Raw genomic sequence first — 17656 nt, 5'->3', positions numbered from 1 at the left:
GTCGCCGCCTTCCTCGTTGTCTTGAAGAATTGCTGATCAGTTGCCTGGGTAGGCCGTACCGGTGCCCAGGAAACGTTTCGTCGTCTCGCGGGCGGCTTCCTCCGACTGCGCCTTGCGCGCTGCGTCTTCCGCCTCGGCCCGGAACTGGGTCGCGAGCAGCGTCTGGATCTGCATCTGCTGCTTGGTCGAAAGCGCGATCAGCTGATTGGTGGCCTGGCTTGCCTCAAGGGCACCTGCGGCGCCCTGACTGCGGTTGACGAGATCGGTGAGCAGGTCGCCGTCGGCCCGCACGTTCTCGACGATCTGCGACTGGATACCCATGGTTTGGCGGAACGCCTGCATGGCGTTTTGCCAGCGCTCGCGCGCGGCGCTCGCCACATCGCTCACCTTGATCGTGGCATCGTAGCTTTCCGGATATTGCTCACGCCACTGGTTCTGGAGCTTGTCGAGATCGAAGCTCAGGCCGCTGGCCTGGGTCATCAGGCCGTCGATCCGTTGGAGCGAACCTGTGAGCTGGCCCACGGAAGAAAAGTCCAGACGCTGAAGGTTGCGCGCCATGTTCTGCAGCATGGTCGCCTGGTTCTGAAGCGACTGGATCTGGTTGTTTATCTGCTCCAGGGAACGTGCCGCTGTCAGCACGTTCTGCGCATAATTCGACGGATCGAACACGATCAGGGCGTGGGCTGGCTGGACGTAGTCGGCCATCGGTTTTGCGATCAGGGAAACGGTGATCAGGCCGGTGAGAAGTCGGCGCCGCATCATGACGATTGCTCCTTGTCTGGTTGAGGGAATTGCTGGAGAAGCTCGGCAGCCCAATCTAGGCCGCGCGCAGTCAGAAACCGGGCGGCAAAGCCCTCCTCTCCGTGCTCTGACAGCACCTTGTCGACCAGGGTCTGCGTGGCCGGGTCGGAGGCGCCGCAGAGCGCAAGAGCGATCGGGCCGAGCCCGAGCCCGAAGAGGCGGTTGCCGCGGCGCGACTGCAGATAATACTGGCGCTTCGGTGTGGCACGGGCGACCAGTTCTATCTGCCGCTCGTTGAGACCAAATCGCTCGTAAGCCACCCGCGCCTGCGGTTCCACGGCACGGTCATTGGGGAGAAAAATGCGCTGTGGGCAGCTCTCGATGATCGCCGGCGCGATGGAAGAGCCAGCGATGTCGGCAAGCGACTGCGTGGCGAAGATAACCGACACGTTCTTCTTTCGCAGCACCTTCAGCCATTCACGGATGCGGGCGGCAAAGAGAGGGTTGTCGAGATAGACCCACGCCTCGTCGAGCATCAGCAGCGTCGGCCGTCCGTCGAACCGCTCCTCGAGACGATGGAACAGATAGGTAAGCACCGGCAGCACAGCGCCTTGGCTGTGCATCAGCTCTTCGGTCTCGAAGCACTGCACATCCGACAAGGCCAGCCGATCGTCATCGGCGTCGAGCAGACGTCCGAACGGGCCATCGAGCGTGTATGGCATCAACGCGGATTTCAGCGCATTGGACTGAAGCAGGACCGACAATCCAGTGAGCGTGCGTTCCTGCGCCGGCGCGGTGGCAAGGCTGGTCAGGGCCGACCAGATCGCCTCCTTCACCTCCGGCGTGACGGTGACATTCTCATGGGCGATGAGGCCGGCGATCCATTCGGCCGCCCAACTGCGGCTAGCGTGGTCGCTGGTATTGCGCAGCGGCTGGAAGGCAAGCGCACCATCCGCGCCCAGCGCGTGGTGTTCTCCGCCCATCGCCAGTGTTGCCGCACGAGCCGAATTGCCCTTGTCGAAGACATAGACCTGCGCCCCGGCATAGCGTCGAAACTGCAGAGCGATCAGCGCAAGCACAACCGACTTGCCGGCACCGGTCGGCCCAACGACCAGCATGTGGCCGACATCGCCGACGTGGGTGGAAAGCCGAAACGGTGTCGACCCGCTGGTCTCTGCGAAGAGAAGCGGCGGGGATTCGGTCCCAGTCACGTTGGCGAGATGCTCGTTATCCACCGGACCGGCCCACGCCGACGACAGCGGCATGACATGGGCAAGGTTCAGCGTGTGAATGAGCGGCTGGCGAACGTTAGCGTAGACATGACCGGGCAACGAGCCGAGCCAAGCCTCGACCGCATTCGTGCTTTCTCGGATTGTGGTGAAGCCGAGCCCGTTGACTATGCGCTCGACCGCTCGGAGCTTTTCCGCGGCGGCCTGCCGGTCCTTGTCCCATACCGTCACCGTTGTGGTGAGATAACCGAAGCCGACGTGATCGCCGCCCAATGCCTGAAGGGCGGCATCCGCATCGAGCGCCTTGTTGTCGGCGTCACTATCGACGAGAGGGACGGGTTCGTTGGTCACGACCTCGCGCAGGATGGCGGCGATCGATTTGCGCTTGGCAAACCACTGCCGGCGCAACCGCGCCAGCGTCTTTGTGGCTTCCGTCTTGTCGAGTGGAACAAAGCGCGTAACCCAGCGATAGGCGAAATCCTGATGGTTGAGTGCGTCGAGGATCCCTGGCCGGGTGACGTTCGGGAAACCAAGGATGGTGAGGGTGCGCAGATGCTGCTCGCCCAGCATCGGCTCCAGGCCGCCGGTAAGCGGCGCATCGACCAGAACGCCATCGAGATACATCGGCGTTTCCGGCACCGCGACCGAATGGCGACGGGTCGAGATGGTGCCGTGCAGATACCTCAGCGTTTCGGCATCATCGAGCACGCGCACTTCGGGCATGAAGCCCGACAGGAGGTCCAGGACACGGTCGGTCTCGTCACGGAACCGCCCCAGCTCCTGGCGCCAATCTCTTTCGCCGTCGGAACGATGCGCATCGACAAGCGCGCTTTCCGCCCGCGCCTGGCCATCCGGCGGCGGCATGAACAGCAGGGTCAGATGATAACAGCTCTCGAAGTGGGCGACTTTGCCCTCGAAGGCCGCGCGCCGTTCTTCGTCGACCAGCCATGACGCTGCGTCGGGAAAACGCGAGTTCGGGTAGCCCAGCGCTTCGATGCGCTCGGCCTCGAAGAACAATGCCCAGCCGGAGCCGAGCCTCCTCAGCGCATTGTTTGCTCGCGCGCAGACGCCGACAAGTTCGGCTTCCGTCGCGCTTTCGAGATCGGGCCCGCGGAACCGGAAGGTCCGCTGAAAACTGCCGTCCTTGTTGAGAACGATTCCGGGCGCCACCAGTGCTGCCCAGGGCAGATGGTCGGCAAGCCTTTCGGCTTTGCTGCGGTATTCAGAAAGCTTCAACATGCAAACCAGCCCCTCTGACGAAGATGCCGGACAAGCACTTTGGCGAAGTCTGGATCGCGCCTTGCGGCAAAGACCGCGAGCGTCTGGCCTGCGATCCAGAGCACCAGACCGCCGATCCACTGCTGCAAGCCAAGGCCGATGGCTGCGGCCACCGTGCCATTGAGGATTGCTACTGAGCGTGGCGCACCGCCCAGCAGGATGGGCTCGGTCAACGCCCGGTGAACGGGGACCTCGACCCCCTCGATATGCTGCTCTCCGGTAGCCATCAGACGAGAGCCCCGCCACCGAAGGAGAAGAAGGAGAGAAAGAAGCTTGATGCCGCGAAGGCGATCGACAGGCCGAAGACGATCTGGATCAGCCTGCGGAAGCCGCCTGCCGTGTCACCGAAGGCAAGCGTCAGGCCGGTGGTGATAATGATGATCACCGCGATGATCTTGGCGACCGGTCCCTGCACCGACTCCAGGATCTGCTGCAGCGGCTGTTCCCAAGGCATCCCGGAGCCAGCCGCGTAAGCCTGGGCTGTGAGAAGAAACACGAACGCGGCTGACGAAAGAAAGCGAAGCTTCTTGCGCATGGAAGTGACCTTTCAAATTTGATGAAGTTGTGGGAGCGTGAGTTGGTTGACGGCGTAATCGCCGCTGCCGTCGAGGCCGGCGACCTCGGCGATCGCCTCAATGCGGCGTGAGGGTCCGCGGCCGGCGATGAAGACGATCAGATCTATCGCATCGGCGATGAGGCGGCGGGGAACGGTGACGACGGCTTCCTGTGCGAGCTGCTCGATACGGTAGAGGGCGGAGCGGGCCGAATTGGCGTGGACCGTGGCGATGCCGCCGGGGTGCCCGGTATTCCATGCCTTCAGCATGTCGAGTGCTTCCGCGCCCCGGACTTCGCCGACGATGATGCGGTCGGGTCTGAGCCGCAGGGTTGAGCGCACGAGATCGGCGAGCGTGACCGAACCCCGCCTCGTCCTCAAGGCGACGCAGTCCTTCGCCGCGCATTGCAGCTCGCGCGTGTCCTCGATCAGGATCACCCGCTCGTCGCATTCGGCGACTTCTGCCAGCAGCGCGTTGGCAAGCGTTGTCTTGCCGGACGACGTACCGCCGGCGACCAGGATGTTGCGCCGCTCGCGGACCGCCTTCTTCAGCGCATCGGCCTGCAGCGGCAGCATGATCCGGTCCGCGACATAGTCGGCCAGCGTGTAGAGCTTTGCCGCTGGCTTACGGATGGCGAAGCATGGCGCCAGCACGACCGGCGGCAGCAGACCCTCGAAGCGCTCGCCCGACGGCAGTTCGGCACTGACAATCGGATTGTCCGCATGCGCCTCGACCCGCACATGGGAGGCGACCAGGCGAATGATGCGTTCCGCCTCGGAGGGGTGCATATGCACGCCGGTATTGACCCGGCCCTCGCCCAGCCGGTCGAGCCGCAGCGCACCATCGGGATTGACCATCACCTCGATGACGGATGGTTCGGCAAGGGCTTCGGTGATCGCCGGCCCCATGGCAGTGCGCAGCATGGCACGGCGGCGATGGTCGGCTTCCGGATGAGAACTCATTGTTCCCCTCCCCCGCCATTGTCGCCACCAAGCGACCGTTTCCCGGAAGCGATCTGGCGACCGACCTGCTCGACGAATTTGTCGAAGCGCTCCTGGGCAATCGCTTGCGTCGCCTTGTCCGGTACCGGCGTGTGCGCATGAAGGGTGATGGAAAAGCGGATGAAGAGCGCCAGGCTCTCCAGGATCATCTCGACATCGCGCCTGACGTGACCGAGGTCGCGGGAAAGACGGTCGAGCCTCTTGCCATAGCGCTGGTCGAGCTCATTCTCGCCACGCCGCTCGATAAAGGCCTCAACCGCCTTCGCCACGACCGCTGATTTGGTGGTCGAGGGATTGCAGCTGAGCTTCTCCAGCTTCTCGCTCAATTCGGGTTCAAGCAGAAACTGATGACGAATGCGGTGCGGCTTCATGCGGCTCGTTCCAACTGGCCGGCGCTGCTGCGCCGGCGGCGGGAACAAGCATCGTCGAGATCCCCGAAATTGCTTACGGCCGTTATCTACGCTGAAATGCGCCTGTGCAGCGGAGCTCAGAAGCCGGGCACGATGTCCTTGTCTTCGCCCATTCCTTCATTGATGCCATAGGCGCGCGCCGCGATGGAAACCCGATCCATGACGCGCTTGTCGGCGGGCGCCTCGCAGTCATCGTCTGCGGGCGTGAACAGATCGCCCTGATCAGGCTCCTGGGCGACGATGGTCTGTTCTTCGGGGAGGCCCGGATGGCGCTGCTGCTGGACACCTCCGTCTTCGATTGCGGCGCCGGCACTGTCGTCATCGCCAGCAAGACGCCGATCCACGCCGCGCACCTGTCCGCTCCAATCGTCCCGGCGCGACGTGGGCCGATCCGCGTAGGCACCGTCGCGCAGCACCGGCGAAGGCAGCACTCGCTCGGTGAAATTCCGATCCTGGTAATAACGCAACTTCTTGGCGCGAATTGGCGGCAATCCCGAAACCAGGATTAGTTCGTCAGCCTGCGGCAACTGCATCACCTCACCCGGCGTGAGCAGGGGGCGAGCGGTCTCTTGGCGGCTTACCATGACGTGGGACAACCAGGGCGCCAACCGATGGCCGGCATAGTTGCGCATCGATCTGAGTTCCGTCGCGGTACCGAGCGCGTCCGAGATGCGTTTGGCCGTGCGCTCGTCGTTTGAGGAAAAGGCAATCCGCACATGGCAATTGTCGAGAATGGCGTTGTTCTCGCCATAGGCCTTGGAGATTTGGTTCAACGATTGCGCTATCAGATAGGCGCGGATGCCGTAGCCTGCCATGAAGGCGAGTGCAGTCTCGAAGAAGTCGAGCCGACCGAGCGCCGGGAATTCGTCGAGCATCATGAGCAGCTGATGCTTGCGGCCCTTCTTTGGATCGCCCTCAAGGCGCTCTGTCAGCCGTCGGCCGATCTGGTTGAGCACCAGTCGCACCAGAGGCTTGGTGCGCGAGATGTCCGACGGCGGCACGACCAGATAGAGCGACATCGGTCGCTCGGCATCCATAAGGTCGGCAATGCGCCAGTCGCAGGCCGATGTTGCCGCGGCCACGGTTGGGTCACGATAGAGCCCGAGAAACGACATGGCGGTCGAGAGAACGCCTGAGCGCTCGTTCTCTGACTTGTTCAGCACCTCGCGAGCCGCCGAGGCCACGACGGGATGGACTTGAGGCTTGTCCGCCGTGCCGAGGTGGTTTGTGGTCATCATCCGCTGCAGTGTCGCGGCAAATGAGCGTTGCGGGTCCGACAGGAAGGTGGCAACGCGGGCGAGCGTCTTTTCCTCTTCGGCGTAGAGCACGTGCAAGATGGCGCCAACTAGGAGTGAATGACTGGTCTTCTCCCAATGGTTCCGCCGCTCCAGCGCGCCTTCCGGATCGACGAGAATGTCTGCGATGTTCTGAACGTCCCGGACCTCATCTGAACCTTTGCGCACTTCCAGCAGCGGGTTGTAGTGCGCCGATCTCGGATCGGTAGGATTGAACAAAAGGGAGTACGAGAACTTTGATCGCCAGCCGGAGGTCAGCTGCCAGTTCTCGCCTTTGATGTCGTGAATGACGGCCGAGCCGGTCCAGGAAAGAAGCGTCGGAACAACCAGTCCGACGCCCTTGCCCGAACGTGTCGGCGCAAAGGCCATGACGTGTTCCGGTCCGTCATGGCGCAGATAGCGATCCTTCAGTTCGCCAAGGAAAACCCCGGCCGGTTGAAAAAGGCCCGCGTTATCGATCTCCCGAGTCGCGGCCCATCGTGAGGACCCATAGGTGGTGACCAACCCCCGCTGCCGTGCGCGCCAGAGGGAGCCAGCTATCGCGGCAGCACAGCCCAGGAACCCGCTGGCTCCGGCAAGCATGCCGGCCTTGTCAAAAATCTCAGGCGCATAGGCGTCAAATTGGAACCACCATTCGAACAGTTTCCACGGCTGGTAGATCGGCCAGCCGACTGTCACAAACCATGGCGCGCCGAGTGGCGGCTGATAGGAGAGCATGTGGGCGCACCATTGGGTTGCAGTCCAAACCCCAAGAATGACAATTGCGAATACGACAGCGATCTGCCCAATCAGCAACTTCGTGGGTGTCAATGGCTTGCTCCGCTGTTCTGGGCAGACGGACCAAACATCGCGCCGAACGATGAGAATTCGAACGGCCTCTACGTGCGACGTAGGTGCGATGGCAAGGTTGATAGGCATTGTTCAGCTGCCAACAGCGAAAATCCCCCGCAGCAACCTATCGGCGGTGCCAGGTACGCGGTTGGTCGCAGAAATGTTGGCTTCTGCGCGGGCACATTGAAGATGTGCTGACAGACAAACCTCAGACAAGGCCGGAAGATATGCCGCGCCTATCATTGGAGCCGACGCGTTTGTGCGAGTAGCGAGGCGAAGGGTGTTTGAAAGCTGCTGGCCGGCGATTCGGATGGCGGTTCCACACTGCAATCTTCATCCGATTTTGACCGCACGGAATCGGCGGCTTTGCGCCGATATCGTTGGCGTGTGACCGATGACGGCGTCGATCAACACCTTGATTCGCACGGTATGCCGTCGCTGTGATCTAGCTTGCCGCCCATGGGCAATTATCAAGATACCACCGAGCCTCGTCGCAAGAGCTGATCTGCGAACACGTTCTGCTCGGTTGGCAAGATAATTAGGGATCGTGCTCAGGGATCGACCGGCTATGGGGTTGCACTTTGTCCGCGCGAACTCCCATTGCGCTCAAAAATGGCGAGAGCGCCGAACAATGCCACGAACGCAATGATGCCAATCCAGCCGATGATCTGGCGCGTCCGCTCCGGGCCTACGGGCATCTGGAGCGCCTCAACCTTGGCCACATGACGTGAATGTAGCCGTCCGGCTCGGCGGCCAAGCCTTTGTCCTCCGTGTCCACCTCCAGCATAATCCCCTGCATTGGACCTTCGGTGAGCACCATGACATGGGCCGGTGCGGCCCGCGCGATGACGTCGCCGTTCCGGATCACCTCCGCCCAACCCCAAAGAGCGATGTCCGGTCGCATCTTCGGCAGCCTGTTGGTACCGATACCCGTGACGCCATGCATCTCGTGCTCATAGACTGCGCCTGACCATGTCGTATAGATGCCGAGAGGATGTCGCGGCATCGGCTTTTCGATCTTGACGGCATAACGGGCGTCGCCTGCGGTAAACTCCGCCGTGACCTGCATCGCATCGGTGTTCTGCACATGCGACCAGCGGTTTCCCATCTCCACCGTTTGGACTGAGATGGTGCCGTTCATCGGCACGGTGCTGTTCATGTCGACCGGATCGGCGCCCGTCACGCGTATACCTTCGCCAGAGGCGCGCGCCGAGGCCACCAAGCCGTCCGTGCCCCTCGATTGAGCCTAGGCAGGATCGGCGGGTGCGCCCAGTATGATTGCGGCGATGCCGAGCCCCGCAATGCCCACCAATCCCGCGGTTCTTAATCAGCCAGCCGCCGACCCACCAGCCGAGGAGAGCCGAAACGAAGCCGCCGGGAAACGACAGCCACCACAGGTCGCGATAGCCGGAGTAATATGGCGCGGCGAACGGCAGGCCGCGTGGGCCGAGATACATGTTGTAGGTGGTCCAGACGAGCGCCAGCATGAGCGCGCCGACGGACCAACCCGTTGGTCCGGCTCCGGCGTACGCGGTCCAGACGGAGCCAAAAACGAAGGTAATCAAAAGATGCTGGATGAAGAAGGTGATGCCCGGGAAATCGCGCAACAGGACGAGTTGCGTCAGGATACGTCCATCGCCACGATGATGATGGCGGTCACGAGGCCGTACATGGCAAATCGCCATGTCTCACCGCGTTCGGCCTGGAGCACAGGATGATTGCGCCGCCACAGCCATAGCGCCATCAGATAACCGCCGAAGATCGCCAGGAAATGCACTGGGACGCCGGTCACCCATAGATGGTTGAAATCGAGCCATTCAGGTTCCTGCGGCAGTCCGACTGGCGCCAGCCATTGATAATAGATTTCTAGAATGAGCGTGTGGACCGCGGTCAGGATCAGGCCTGGAATGATACCAATGCCGAGAAAGGCGGTGCCGAACAGAAAAACCGTTGTGATCAGGAAGGTTTTGGTGACCCAGTAGGTCCAGTAAGGGTCATTCTCCCATAACAAGCCGTGAGCAATGGCCGCGTCGACGAAGATTGCCGACAGTCCCACTAGGATGCTGAACTTGATCGTATCTTCGCGAGCAGGAACATTCTCGCCTCCCGCGGTAGCGATACTGATCAACTTTTGAGTGCAGAAAATGTTCCCCTCACGTACGAGATCAATCGAGTTCGCTGCGGAACGCGGCGCCGGCACTAAAGGTTCACCAGCCTGACAGGCTTCGCGGAATAAGGGGCCTGAAGTGGACCCCAATGCTCGAGACCGGCGAAGTGAAACTTTCTCCGGGCCCGTCGGTTAAAGAGAGCCGAGAGGATGAACGATGTCTAAATCAGATGCGAGAGCGGCTGCCGCCGTCGGCCGAAAACGGCTCGTTCGCGCCCTATAAAAGGGGAGGACGCAGAGGTGAAAAATGTCGTCGAGACCCAGGATCTGTCGCCAGCTCAGGCGCGGGAATTGGTGCGTCAGTACGGTAACGACTGGCGAAAGATTGGCGAGGCCGCCAAAATCCTACAAAGACGACTGACAACTCCCCCTTTTGCCCGGCAGATCCAAGAATCAACATCTGAGGCTTCCATGCTCAAATCGCCAGAGGTTGTTGAGAACTTCGGATGACCCGCATCGCAACCTTCAACTTGAACGGCGTGAACGGTCGCCTGCCCGTGCTCATCAAGTGGCTGGGTCAGACCGACTATGACATCGTATGCCTTCAGGAATTGAAGACCTCGGATGAGAAATTTCCCGCCGAAGCCATCAGGAACGCCGGTTACGGTGCAATCTGGCACGGGCAAAAGTCCTACAACGGTGTAGCTGTACTCGCCCGGGGAAAGGAGCCCCTGGAGCGTCGACGCGGCCTCCCGGATGATCCTGACGATACTCACAGCCGCTATATCGAGGCAGAGGTGGATGGGATCGTAATCGGCTGCCTGTACTTGCCCAACGGCAATCCAGCGCCCGGCCCGAAATTCGACTATAAGCTCCGCTGGTTCGACCGTCTGATCAGCTACGGCCAGCTACTGCTCAGGGCAGGTATCGCAAGCGTTCTCTGCGGCGACTACAATGTCGTGCCAACGCCCATCGATGCAGTGGTGCCGAGGCGTTGGCTAGGCGACGCAGTCTACTTTCCGGAGAGCCGGCAGGCCTATGCCGAAATGCTTGGTAATGGCTGGATCGATGCCGTCCGCCGCATCCATCCGGAGAAAGGCATCTACACGTATTGGAACTTCTCCTACCGGGGCGGTTATGATCGGAGTTCCGGCCTCCGGATGGACCATCTCCTCGTGAGCCCATCACTTTCCAACAGGTTACGTGATGCCGGCGTGGACGCCGACTTGCGAGGTTGGGAAAAGCCGAGTGATCATGCGCCAGCCTGGATAGAGCTCGACCTCTCCGGCAAGTCGTTGACATGATCCATCGTTCGGCGGGATCGCCAGCCTTCTTCGCCAAATGCGCAAAATTCCCTGCGGGACACTTTGTGGCACTTGACGCTCACGCTGCTTTTCTGACGGCCGCCCTGAACGGACGGTCGATGGTGAAGGCATCTGGACGGATGGCTGCCTCCACCTGGCCCCAGGTCACGGGATGAGCGATTGGGAAGCCAGGTCGCGCTCGTGGGGAGAAGGCGCCGACCGCAGTGTTGCCGCGCCCATTGCGGAGGTAATCGATGAAGATGCGGCCCTTTCGGGCTGCCGGCGCGGCGGACAGCAGATAACGATCAGGATGAGCTTCAGCGAGCCGCTTGGCGACCGACTTGGCCAAGAGGCGGGCCTTGTCGTGTGTGATCTTCGTCTCAACTGGGGCCGTCAAGTGAATGCCCTTGCCCCCGGTCACCTTCGGCCAGCTCTCCAGACCGTCCGATTCCATGATGTCGCGGAGCGTTAGCGCGGTCTCGATGACTTCATCCCACTCGACCCCCTCGCCGGGGTCGAGATCTAGAACAATGCGGTCGGCATGTTCGATGTCATCAACGGTGGCGTTCCAGGGGTGCAGCTCCACCGCATCCATCTCGACTAGCCCCAGCAAGCCGGCAAGGTCGTCCACCCATACGCGAACACCTTCGCCGCCCTCGCGTTTCTGAACAAGCAACTGTTGCACCGCGGCTGGAATGTTCGGCAGCGCGCCCTTGTGGTAGAAGGTCGCCCCGAAAGCATGGCGGACCAACTTCAGCGGTCGGCGGCCGAGGTGGACAAGTGCGTGATCGGCAACCCTCTCCCAATAGAGCGCAAGCTTGTCCTTGGAGGGCGAGACCGCGTCGGGCAGCAATTGCAGAATGTTCTCACCGGGAACACCATGCGCCCGGCCTGTCCCGCTTCGCTTCGAGGGGGCTGGAGGCTTCGGTGGAACTGCCACCAGGTCTTCGCGCAAGCCCTTGAACACTGCCTCGCGCAACACGCCGCGATCAGTAACGCCACTGAATTGAACTTCAGCCACCAGGTCTGGCCTGACCCAGGTCGCCTTCGGTTTTACGATCGGCTCTGACAGAGGTGACTTGCTGATGATCAGCGGGTCGAGCCGCTCTCGCACCAATTGCGCAGCGCTCAAGGTGTAGCCGCTGCGAGCCTTCCCGGCGTAGAGCAGTCGGTCGCCCTCGCGGCGGCCGATGTAGAGCGATGCAATCCGGCGCGGGTGAGCACCGAGCTTCTCGACAAATGCCACGATGGGGAAAGTGTCGCTCTTGATGCACTTCACCTTGAGCCAACTGGTCTGGATGCCCGAGCGGTAGGTGCCATCTATGCGCTTGGAGACAATCCCCTCCAAGCCCATCCGGCAGGCATGTTGAAATACGTCTCTGCCGCTCACCTCCAGATGCTCGGCATAGGTCAATGTCGGCGCCGTATTCTTCAGCAGTTTCTCCAGCGCTGCCTTGCGCTTCACCAGCGGGTGCTGTCGAAGATCGCGCCCGTTGAGGTGTAGCAGGTCGAACGCGTAGAAGATGAGCCTCGCCGAGTTTGGGTTGCCCAACTCCCGTTCTAAGGCTTGGTAATCCGGCAGGCCGGTGTCGCCGAGAACGACAGCCTCCCCGTCGATGATCGCCGCTTTCACCGGCAAGCCCGCCGCTGCTTGAACAATTCGTCGGTATCGATGCGACCAGTCATAGCCACGGCGCGTGAAGGCCCGGGCTTTGCCGCTCTCAATGATCAGCTCGGTGCGGTAGCCGTCGTACTTGATCTCATGAAGCCATTCGCTGCCCTCGGGCGCGTTTGCGACCAGCGTCGGCGACTGAAACTCAATGAAAGAAAGCCCATCTGTGGCGTTGCGCATGCACCCTCCGAACGGCGATTCAAGGCGCAGTGCAGCAATAGGTTCCGGGCATTTTAGCGAAATTACATGTTGGAGCAGTTTTTATTAGAGCCGTCGGGCTTAGCACCAATGATCAAGCCGCGCACAAAGTAAGGCGGGAGTACGTATACCGCGGCGATCTGGGAGAGAATCTCATGCTGATCGCCGCAGCAAGTACGCCTACCAGTGCCCAGCGGCCAGCCAATGCGCGACCGTCGAGAACTGATCTTGCACGATAGGCTACCACATAGTCGATTCAATCGCCGGTAGACGTCAAAGGCAGCACCACGTCCTGAACAGAAAGAACGCACCGACTGCAAAAGCCACCATAATGGAGACGGGGCCCGGCCCGATCTCCGGTCGTTGGTCAGAAGCAACCTTCGTCAAACGGGCGCTTCTGAACCCGATCCAAGATCTTTGGTCGTTCAGTCAAGGCAGCATCCGGTGAAGGTTTTTCGATGCGGGCTGCAGCGCGGGTGCGGGCTAGGATCGACATCGGCCCGCGTTGGAAAACCTTCACCGGAGCGGTCCTTCCTGTCGCACTCAGGCGTCGCCATGTCGGACTTAGTCATTCAGGTACTACGACGCGAAACTGATGCTGCAGCGTATCCGTCCGTCGGCTTCAAAAACATTCGGCTGGGGTAGGCATTTTGCCCCGACAGGCGGCTCCATAAGGAGCAGAATGCGCTTTCATTTAGGACAGAGGATAGGCTGCCTATAGCGCGACGATCTGGATAAGACTCTCAGAGCGCGGTCACGGGCAAATTATCATGCTGATTGTATCTCGGCAAACGGTCGGCAATCGGCTCGGTCTTTGATCTTGAAGGTCACGACTTCGTCCTGTTCGCATCGGACGGAGGCGACGAGGTCTGGGCCCTGGACGGCCCCAAGGGAATGGTCGAAATCCGCGCGAATGGCAGGCTGGCGGTCAAAGGCCCGCATGCCGAGCTCAGCGCGGCACTTTCGGACTGGGGATCGCCCTGTTGCCAGACGCCATGACGGCGTCGCACATCCGCGCCGGCCGGCTGGCCCACGTCCTGCCTGAACTTGCACGCAAGGGCGGAAGCCTGAACCTTGGATATCCCTCGGGCCGCCACCAATCGGCGGCGCTGCGGCAGCTGATCGAGTTCGTTGTCATGAAGATGGGCGCATAGATTGCGCTTTCAGGCAAGGTGAACCAATCAATCGGCGCCAACATAGCATCTTACTTCCGGACATCTCCGTTCCACCACGGGATCAAAATGGGGCGGGGCGGCCAGCGCTGAGGCCAAAGCGCAATCTCAGACGTGGCCAGCTCGATTTGCCTTGCGTTTCTTTCACCGACGGTCGAGCGCCTACGCCCGCGCGGGGCCGATAGGGCTGCGACGTTTTCGCACGTGCGATAAAGTTATTGTGCATTGCGAAGCCGACCGGATGCCGGTAACTTTTTGTTGTCGGCCATCTACTCCTCCCAGATGCGATGCTGACAAACAGCGGGCTCACCTCCTCCCGAGTTCGCCCAAATAGAGAGCCCGCTGCACCTCCTCCCGCAGCGGGCTTTTTTTTGCGGCTCGTCACCCGCTAGTTTGATTTCCTGCTAGGCACGTCCGAGGGCTTCGGGCTCAGGGTGGGAACAATAGCGTCTCGACCGTGAACCGGGGTCGGGTCTCGGCGCCTATCGGCACAATAAGCCCTTGAATCTCGATGGGCGGGGACACGCCGGGCGCCAATTCACGCTCAGTTGGCTGAATTGAGAATACCAAGCCGACTGCGGTTCCACACTGCACTTTTATGCTACTTTTCGAGCACAGATGGCGAACATGCGGGAGGCTGGACGTCAGCTTTCTGGCGCGTTAACAGGGTTTCCAACCGTCGGACGCTCTCGAGCACCAAGTCGAAATTCGGCACAGGCCTAAAGATCATTGCGGTCATGGCAACATAGTCTGGCCGGAGGGTGTCAACCATTTCGTCATGTGGCAGCAGGGCGAAGGTCGGCGGTTCGGCTGACGCAAGGTCGTAGTCCTTGCGGTTGAAAAACATGCGAGCACGAGCCACGCAGTCGGCGCCAAGTTCCTTGTTCGCGATCGCCCCGCGGCCGGTTTCGGACTCCATGAGCCGATGGATGTCATAATAGTGGCGCGAGATCCGTTGTCCGCCACCACGCAGCTCTGCCAATCTCGACGAGCGTTCGCTGCGGCTCAATGACGAGGCTAACCTCAATATTTACGGCGAGGGGTTCGCCGCCGAACAGATTGCGATATTTTAGGACGACCTGAAACGGTCGCGGCAGATCAGCCTTGCGCCAGGGTACCTTCCCGTCAACATCGTCCAGTGAATAGCCTAGTCTAAGTGACCGATCGCGCAGATATCGCAGCCAGCCTCGATCACCTTGTCGACGAAGGCGGGAATCTCGCTCGCTTTCATTAGCCGCATGTTGCTGGTCATCGCAGATATCTCCGTTGGTGGCCGGCATGGAAATTGCGCCGACGCCCATTGTGCTCGAGGGTCTCAGGCCTGCCGAAGGCGCCGGATCGAGCGTTCCTGCGCATTTGTTCATTGTTGGCACCCCGGGCGCTCAACCGTGTTGCTAGAACAGCCCACCTGCTCCGTTCCAGCAAGGCAGCACTGGCCACCGGAACGCTCCCCTTGNCCCCTTGCGCGCACTGAAAGGCGATGCCGGCGCTCAGGCAGTCGGAGTCAGTCATGCCGAGGCGCCATTTCCTTTGCCTCGCAAGTCGCTCGAGCCGCACGCGCTCTTTTCGCTCTGGAGTCCAGTGGGTTGGGCCGAGGTTGGCTCAATCGGGGGGATCGGCGCCTTTCCATTTAGCTATAGGCGAGGAAAAGCTCCTTAAATCCCGCAGTCAGGAGTCCACCAATCGGTCGAGATGGCTGCGAACCGCGCTGCGGGCGGGATTGGGTGCTCCGACGGATCGATACCCAGTACCTGCGCCATTTCTTCTTCGATGGCATTATCGCCCCCCGAGTATAGCTAAGTGGTGTGGACAAACCTGATCCACACGACCTAGCGCGATTTGGAGCCAACCGGCCTGGGACCTGGCGGCCGCTTCTGGCTCTACGCCGCAAAATCGGGCCGGTTCCGCGCGTCTGCATCGAATGACGCCGGTCAGAGGTTGTCTCGGAACGGGGTGCTCGGCATTTACGATCCGGAGCGCCAGCGAGTGATCGTCGGCGGGCTCGAAGGCGGCATCATGTCAGGGGACTTCGGCTCCAGCCGCGCGAGGAATGCCGAGACCTCGGCGTCGATGTCGACCGGTTCAGTCACCGTGGGTGACATCCTGGCTACTCCCCCGATCATCTCCGATTTAATTCAAATTCGTCTGTAGATATTGACGATTGCGCGACCTTCACCTCGTAGACGGCAATGCGGGCGGGTAGAGAGGGTCCTATGACAAGCAATTTTTCCGCCGCCCGAGTGCATTTAGATCGAGCGTATGACTACCTTTGTGGCGATGACCCGATGAGTCGAAGGGGACGCGAAGCCTTGGACTTGTTGATTGAGGCGGTTGCCGTCGAAGAGTTCAAGCAGCCACGCCAAAACGCGGAGGTGCTAAGGTTTCCGATTNTGTTGATTGAGGCGGTTGCCGTCGAAGAGTTCAAGCAGCCACGCCAAAACGCGGAGGTGCTAAGGTTTCCGATTGGGCGCCGCTTCTGAGGCAATCTCCACGGCCGCCATGTAGCCACAGGTGAGGCGCTCACCTGACGGTCGCGCCGCCACTATGAACCACGCGAGCAAATCCTCCCAGGACGCCAAGAAGCCCGCCCCGCATGAGCCGAGGCGGGCAATAGAAAATGAGGGGCCCAAGCGCGCGTTCATGAAACAGCGCCGCAGGTAAAATTCAGCAGAATGTCCATCCTGGCGCCTTCAGCGGCGATGCGCAGCCAGTTCTTGGCCCGGTAGGGCACGTTGTCGCGCGCGTATGGCCGGGAGGAACCATCAGGAGCGACATAGGCGCGATAAAGCCGAAGTGGCCCGTGTGGCGCGGCCGCATCCAGTTGTCCGTTTCGCCGCCGAAGTTGCCGATGCCAAGCGCCGGCGCATAGACGAGGCGCACGTCCTCAACTTCGAGCTTCTGCAGGAATACTAGGAGGCGCCGCCATAATAGGCACTACGTCGCAAGGGCTATTGGGCTGTCCCTCACATGCGGCGATCAGGGCCTTGCGGTTCGTGTCGAGCCGCTCATAGCGGGCAAAGCCGTTCAGCTTGTCCGAGACGCTCTTGAGCATCTCGGCGGTCACATCCCGCATGTCCTCGATCACATAGATGCGGCTGCCGGGCGCCGCGGGCAATTCTTCACCCAGGCTCTTCGCCAGAAAGCCACCAGAAAACCGTCTGTGAGATAGTCCTAGCCCTCCTTGCTGTGGTATTGGATGGATTCGAACACGCAGTGATGATTGGTTGCGACCAGCCTTGTGGACTGACGAAGGAGCGGAGCATCCGCCTAGTGATACGACCGCGTTGAGCGGGTCAGCGTCCAGACGACCCAGCTGGGCGGGATCGATCTGGAGCCCATCCGCGCGCATGGCCGCGCCCACTTCCGCAGTCTGGCCCGGCATCCACATACCTTCGTCCGCCGACGTAGCGGTGACCGTCAAGCAAGGCGATGGCAGTTGCTTTGGCCAAACATTTCAAATTCGAGTTCATGCTGACTGTCGCTTTCATCTTGCTTCCTGTTCTCCGCAGACGGGATCGGTGACTATCGGGTGGCCGGAGTCCTGGCGCCCGCGCGGCGGCCACACCGTAAAGACCGAGTGGACCGTTAACGCAGGAATCCTGATGGCGCTCACCTCTCATTATATCGGTCGCGCGCAACGTTTGCCGATCATCCGCTGCACCAATCGTGCCAAATGAATAAAGCCTCCAATTACAAATGGTGAGCCGCCCCATCTATGTCCGATCTCCGACGTCGTTCACGTAAAGGGCTCGGTGCTTCCACGCTCTTTTGCTCTTCGCCCGTCCCTCTTCCGTCTTGACTAGCAGGAGCCTACGGCCTATCTCACTGCCGCGTTAGCACTCGCTTCTGGTGAGTGCTAACCAC

16 protein-coding genes and 1 pseudogene are annotated in these 17656 nt (G+C 61.0%); 4 read left to right on the top strand and 13 right to left on the bottom strand.

Annotated elements, in window-relative coordinates:
* Positions 1-36 precede the first annotated feature (36 nt).
* The 9 genes from trbJ to X738_RS76150 form a co-directional block, all read right to left on the bottom strand.
* Positions 37-762, bottom strand: a complete 726-nt coding sequence (trbJ, locus tag X738_RS76190) for a P-type conjugative transfer protein TrbJ (RefSeq protein ID WP_031256755.1) — start codon at positions 760-762, stop codon at positions 37-39.
* Entirely contained in the window at positions 759-3209 is a 2451-nt protein-coding gene (gene trbE / locus X738_RS76185) for a conjugal transfer protein TrbE (protein WP_023803242.1), read from the bottom strand. The genes trbJ and trbE overlap by 4 nt, the downstream gene beginning before the upstream one ends.
* Entirely contained in the window at positions 3203-3475 is a 273-nt protein-coding gene (locus X738_RS76180) for a VirB3 family type IV secretion system protein (RefSeq protein WP_023803241.1), read from the bottom strand. Before X738_RS76180 ends, trbE begins: the two co-directional genes overlap by 7 nt.
* The gene (locus tag X738_RS76175) at positions 3475-3783 is read right to left on the bottom strand and encodes a TrbC/VirB2 family protein (RefSeq protein ID WP_023803240.1); all 309 of its coding nucleotides are present in this window, start codon (positions 3781-3783) and stop codon (positions 3475-3477) included. Before X738_RS76175 ends, X738_RS76180 begins: the two co-directional genes overlap by 1 nt.
* Positions 3784-3795: 12 nt before the next feature.
* The gene (gene trbB, locus X738_RS76170) at positions 3796-4764 is read right to left on the bottom strand and encodes a P-type conjugative transfer ATPase TrbB (RefSeq protein WP_023803239.1); all 969 of its coding nucleotides are present in this window, start codon (positions 4762-4764) and stop codon (positions 3796-3798) included.
* Positions 4761-5174, bottom strand: coding sequence for a hypothetical protein (locus X738_RS76165; protein WP_023803238.1), 414 nt, complete (start codon positions 5172-5174; stop codon positions 4761-4763). Before X738_RS76165 ends, trbB begins: the two co-directional genes overlap by 4 nt.
* A gap of 116 nt (positions 5175-5290) precedes the next feature.
* Entirely contained in the window at positions 5291-7318 is a 2028-nt protein-coding gene (locus X738_RS76160; RefSeq protein ID WP_023803237.1) for a conjugal transfer protein TraG, read from the bottom strand.
* Positions 7319-8027: 709 nt separating this feature from the next.
* Complete coding sequence (locus X738_RS76155; RefSeq protein WP_156942728.1) at positions 8028-8558, bottom strand: hypothetical protein; 531 nt, start codon at positions 8556-8558, stop codon at positions 8028-8030.
* 402 nt (positions 8559-8960) lie between these two features.
* Positions 8961-9539, bottom strand: a complete 579-nt coding sequence (locus tag X738_RS76150; protein ID WP_156942727.1) for a hypothetical protein — start codon at positions 9537-9539, stop codon at positions 8961-8963.
* A gap of 207 nt (positions 9540-9746) precedes the next feature.
* On the opposite strand from X738_RS76150, the gene X738_RS83695 reads away from it, so the two are divergent.
* A complete protein-coding gene (locus X738_RS83695; RefSeq protein ID WP_023803234.1) occupies positions 9747-9956 on the top strand; it encodes a hypothetical protein in 210 nt (69 codons plus the stop codon).
* Positions 9953-10750 carry an exodeoxyribonuclease III gene (gene xth / locus X738_RS76145; RefSeq protein WP_023803233.1) on the top strand — a complete coding sequence of 266 codons (798 nt, stop codon included), beginning with the start codon at positions 9953-9955 and terminating at the stop codon, positions 10748-10750. The genes X738_RS83695 and xth overlap by 4 nt, the downstream gene beginning before the upstream one ends.
* Before the next feature lie 79 nt (positions 10751-10829).
* On the opposite strand, the gene ligD is transcribed toward xth, so the two are convergent.
* On the bottom strand, positions 10830-12602 hold the full coding sequence (ligD, locus tag X738_RS76140) for a DNA ligase D (protein ID WP_023803232.1): 1773 nt from the start codon (positions 12600-12602) through the stop codon (positions 10830-10832).
* 866 nt (positions 12603-13468) lie between these two features.
* Between ligD and X738_RS88855 the strand changes: the two genes are divergently transcribed.
* Complete coding sequence (locus X738_RS88855; protein WP_306454997.1) at positions 13469-13774, top strand: LysR substrate-binding domain-containing protein; 306 nt, start codon at positions 13469-13471, stop codon at positions 13772-13774.
* A gap of 619 nt (positions 13775-14393) precedes the next feature.
* On the opposite strand, the gene X738_RS0144135 is transcribed toward X738_RS88855, so the two are convergent.
* Positions 14394-14801: a nucleotidyl transferase AbiEii/AbiGii toxin family protein gene (locus X738_RS0144135; protein ID WP_023803229.1), complete on the bottom strand. Its 408-nt coding sequence runs from the start codon at positions 14799-14801 to the stop codon at positions 14394-14396.
* Positions 14802-15745: 944 nt separating this feature from the next.
* On the opposite strand from X738_RS0144135, the gene X738_RS85425 reads away from it, so the two are divergent.
* Positions 15746-15943, top strand: coding sequence for a hypothetical protein (locus X738_RS85425; protein WP_156942725.1), 198 nt, complete (start codon positions 15746-15748; stop codon positions 15941-15943).
* Positions 15944-16430: 487 nt separating this feature from the next.
* Here X738_RS85425 and X738_RS88555 read toward each other — a convergent pair.
* Together X738_RS88555 and X738_RS88550 are read right to left on the bottom strand one after the other, a co-directional pair.
* Positions 16431-16672, bottom strand: a pseudogene (locus X738_RS88555) (S46 family peptidase).
* A gap of 4 nt (positions 16673-16676) precedes the next feature.
* Entirely contained in the window at positions 16677-17180 is a 504-nt protein-coding gene (locus X738_RS88550; protein WP_023803224.1) for a S46 family peptidase, read from the bottom strand.
* Positions 17181-17656 lie beyond the last annotated feature (476 nt).

The organism is Mesorhizobium sp. L48C026A00 (assembly GCF_000502375.1).
Taxonomy (GTDB): Bacteria; Pseudomonadota; Alphaproteobacteria; order Rhizobiales; family Rhizobiaceae; genus Mesorhizobium; species Mesorhizobium muleiense.
Note: the sequence above shows the minus strand (reverse complement) of the source record. Positions and strands in the feature narration are given on the sequence as shown.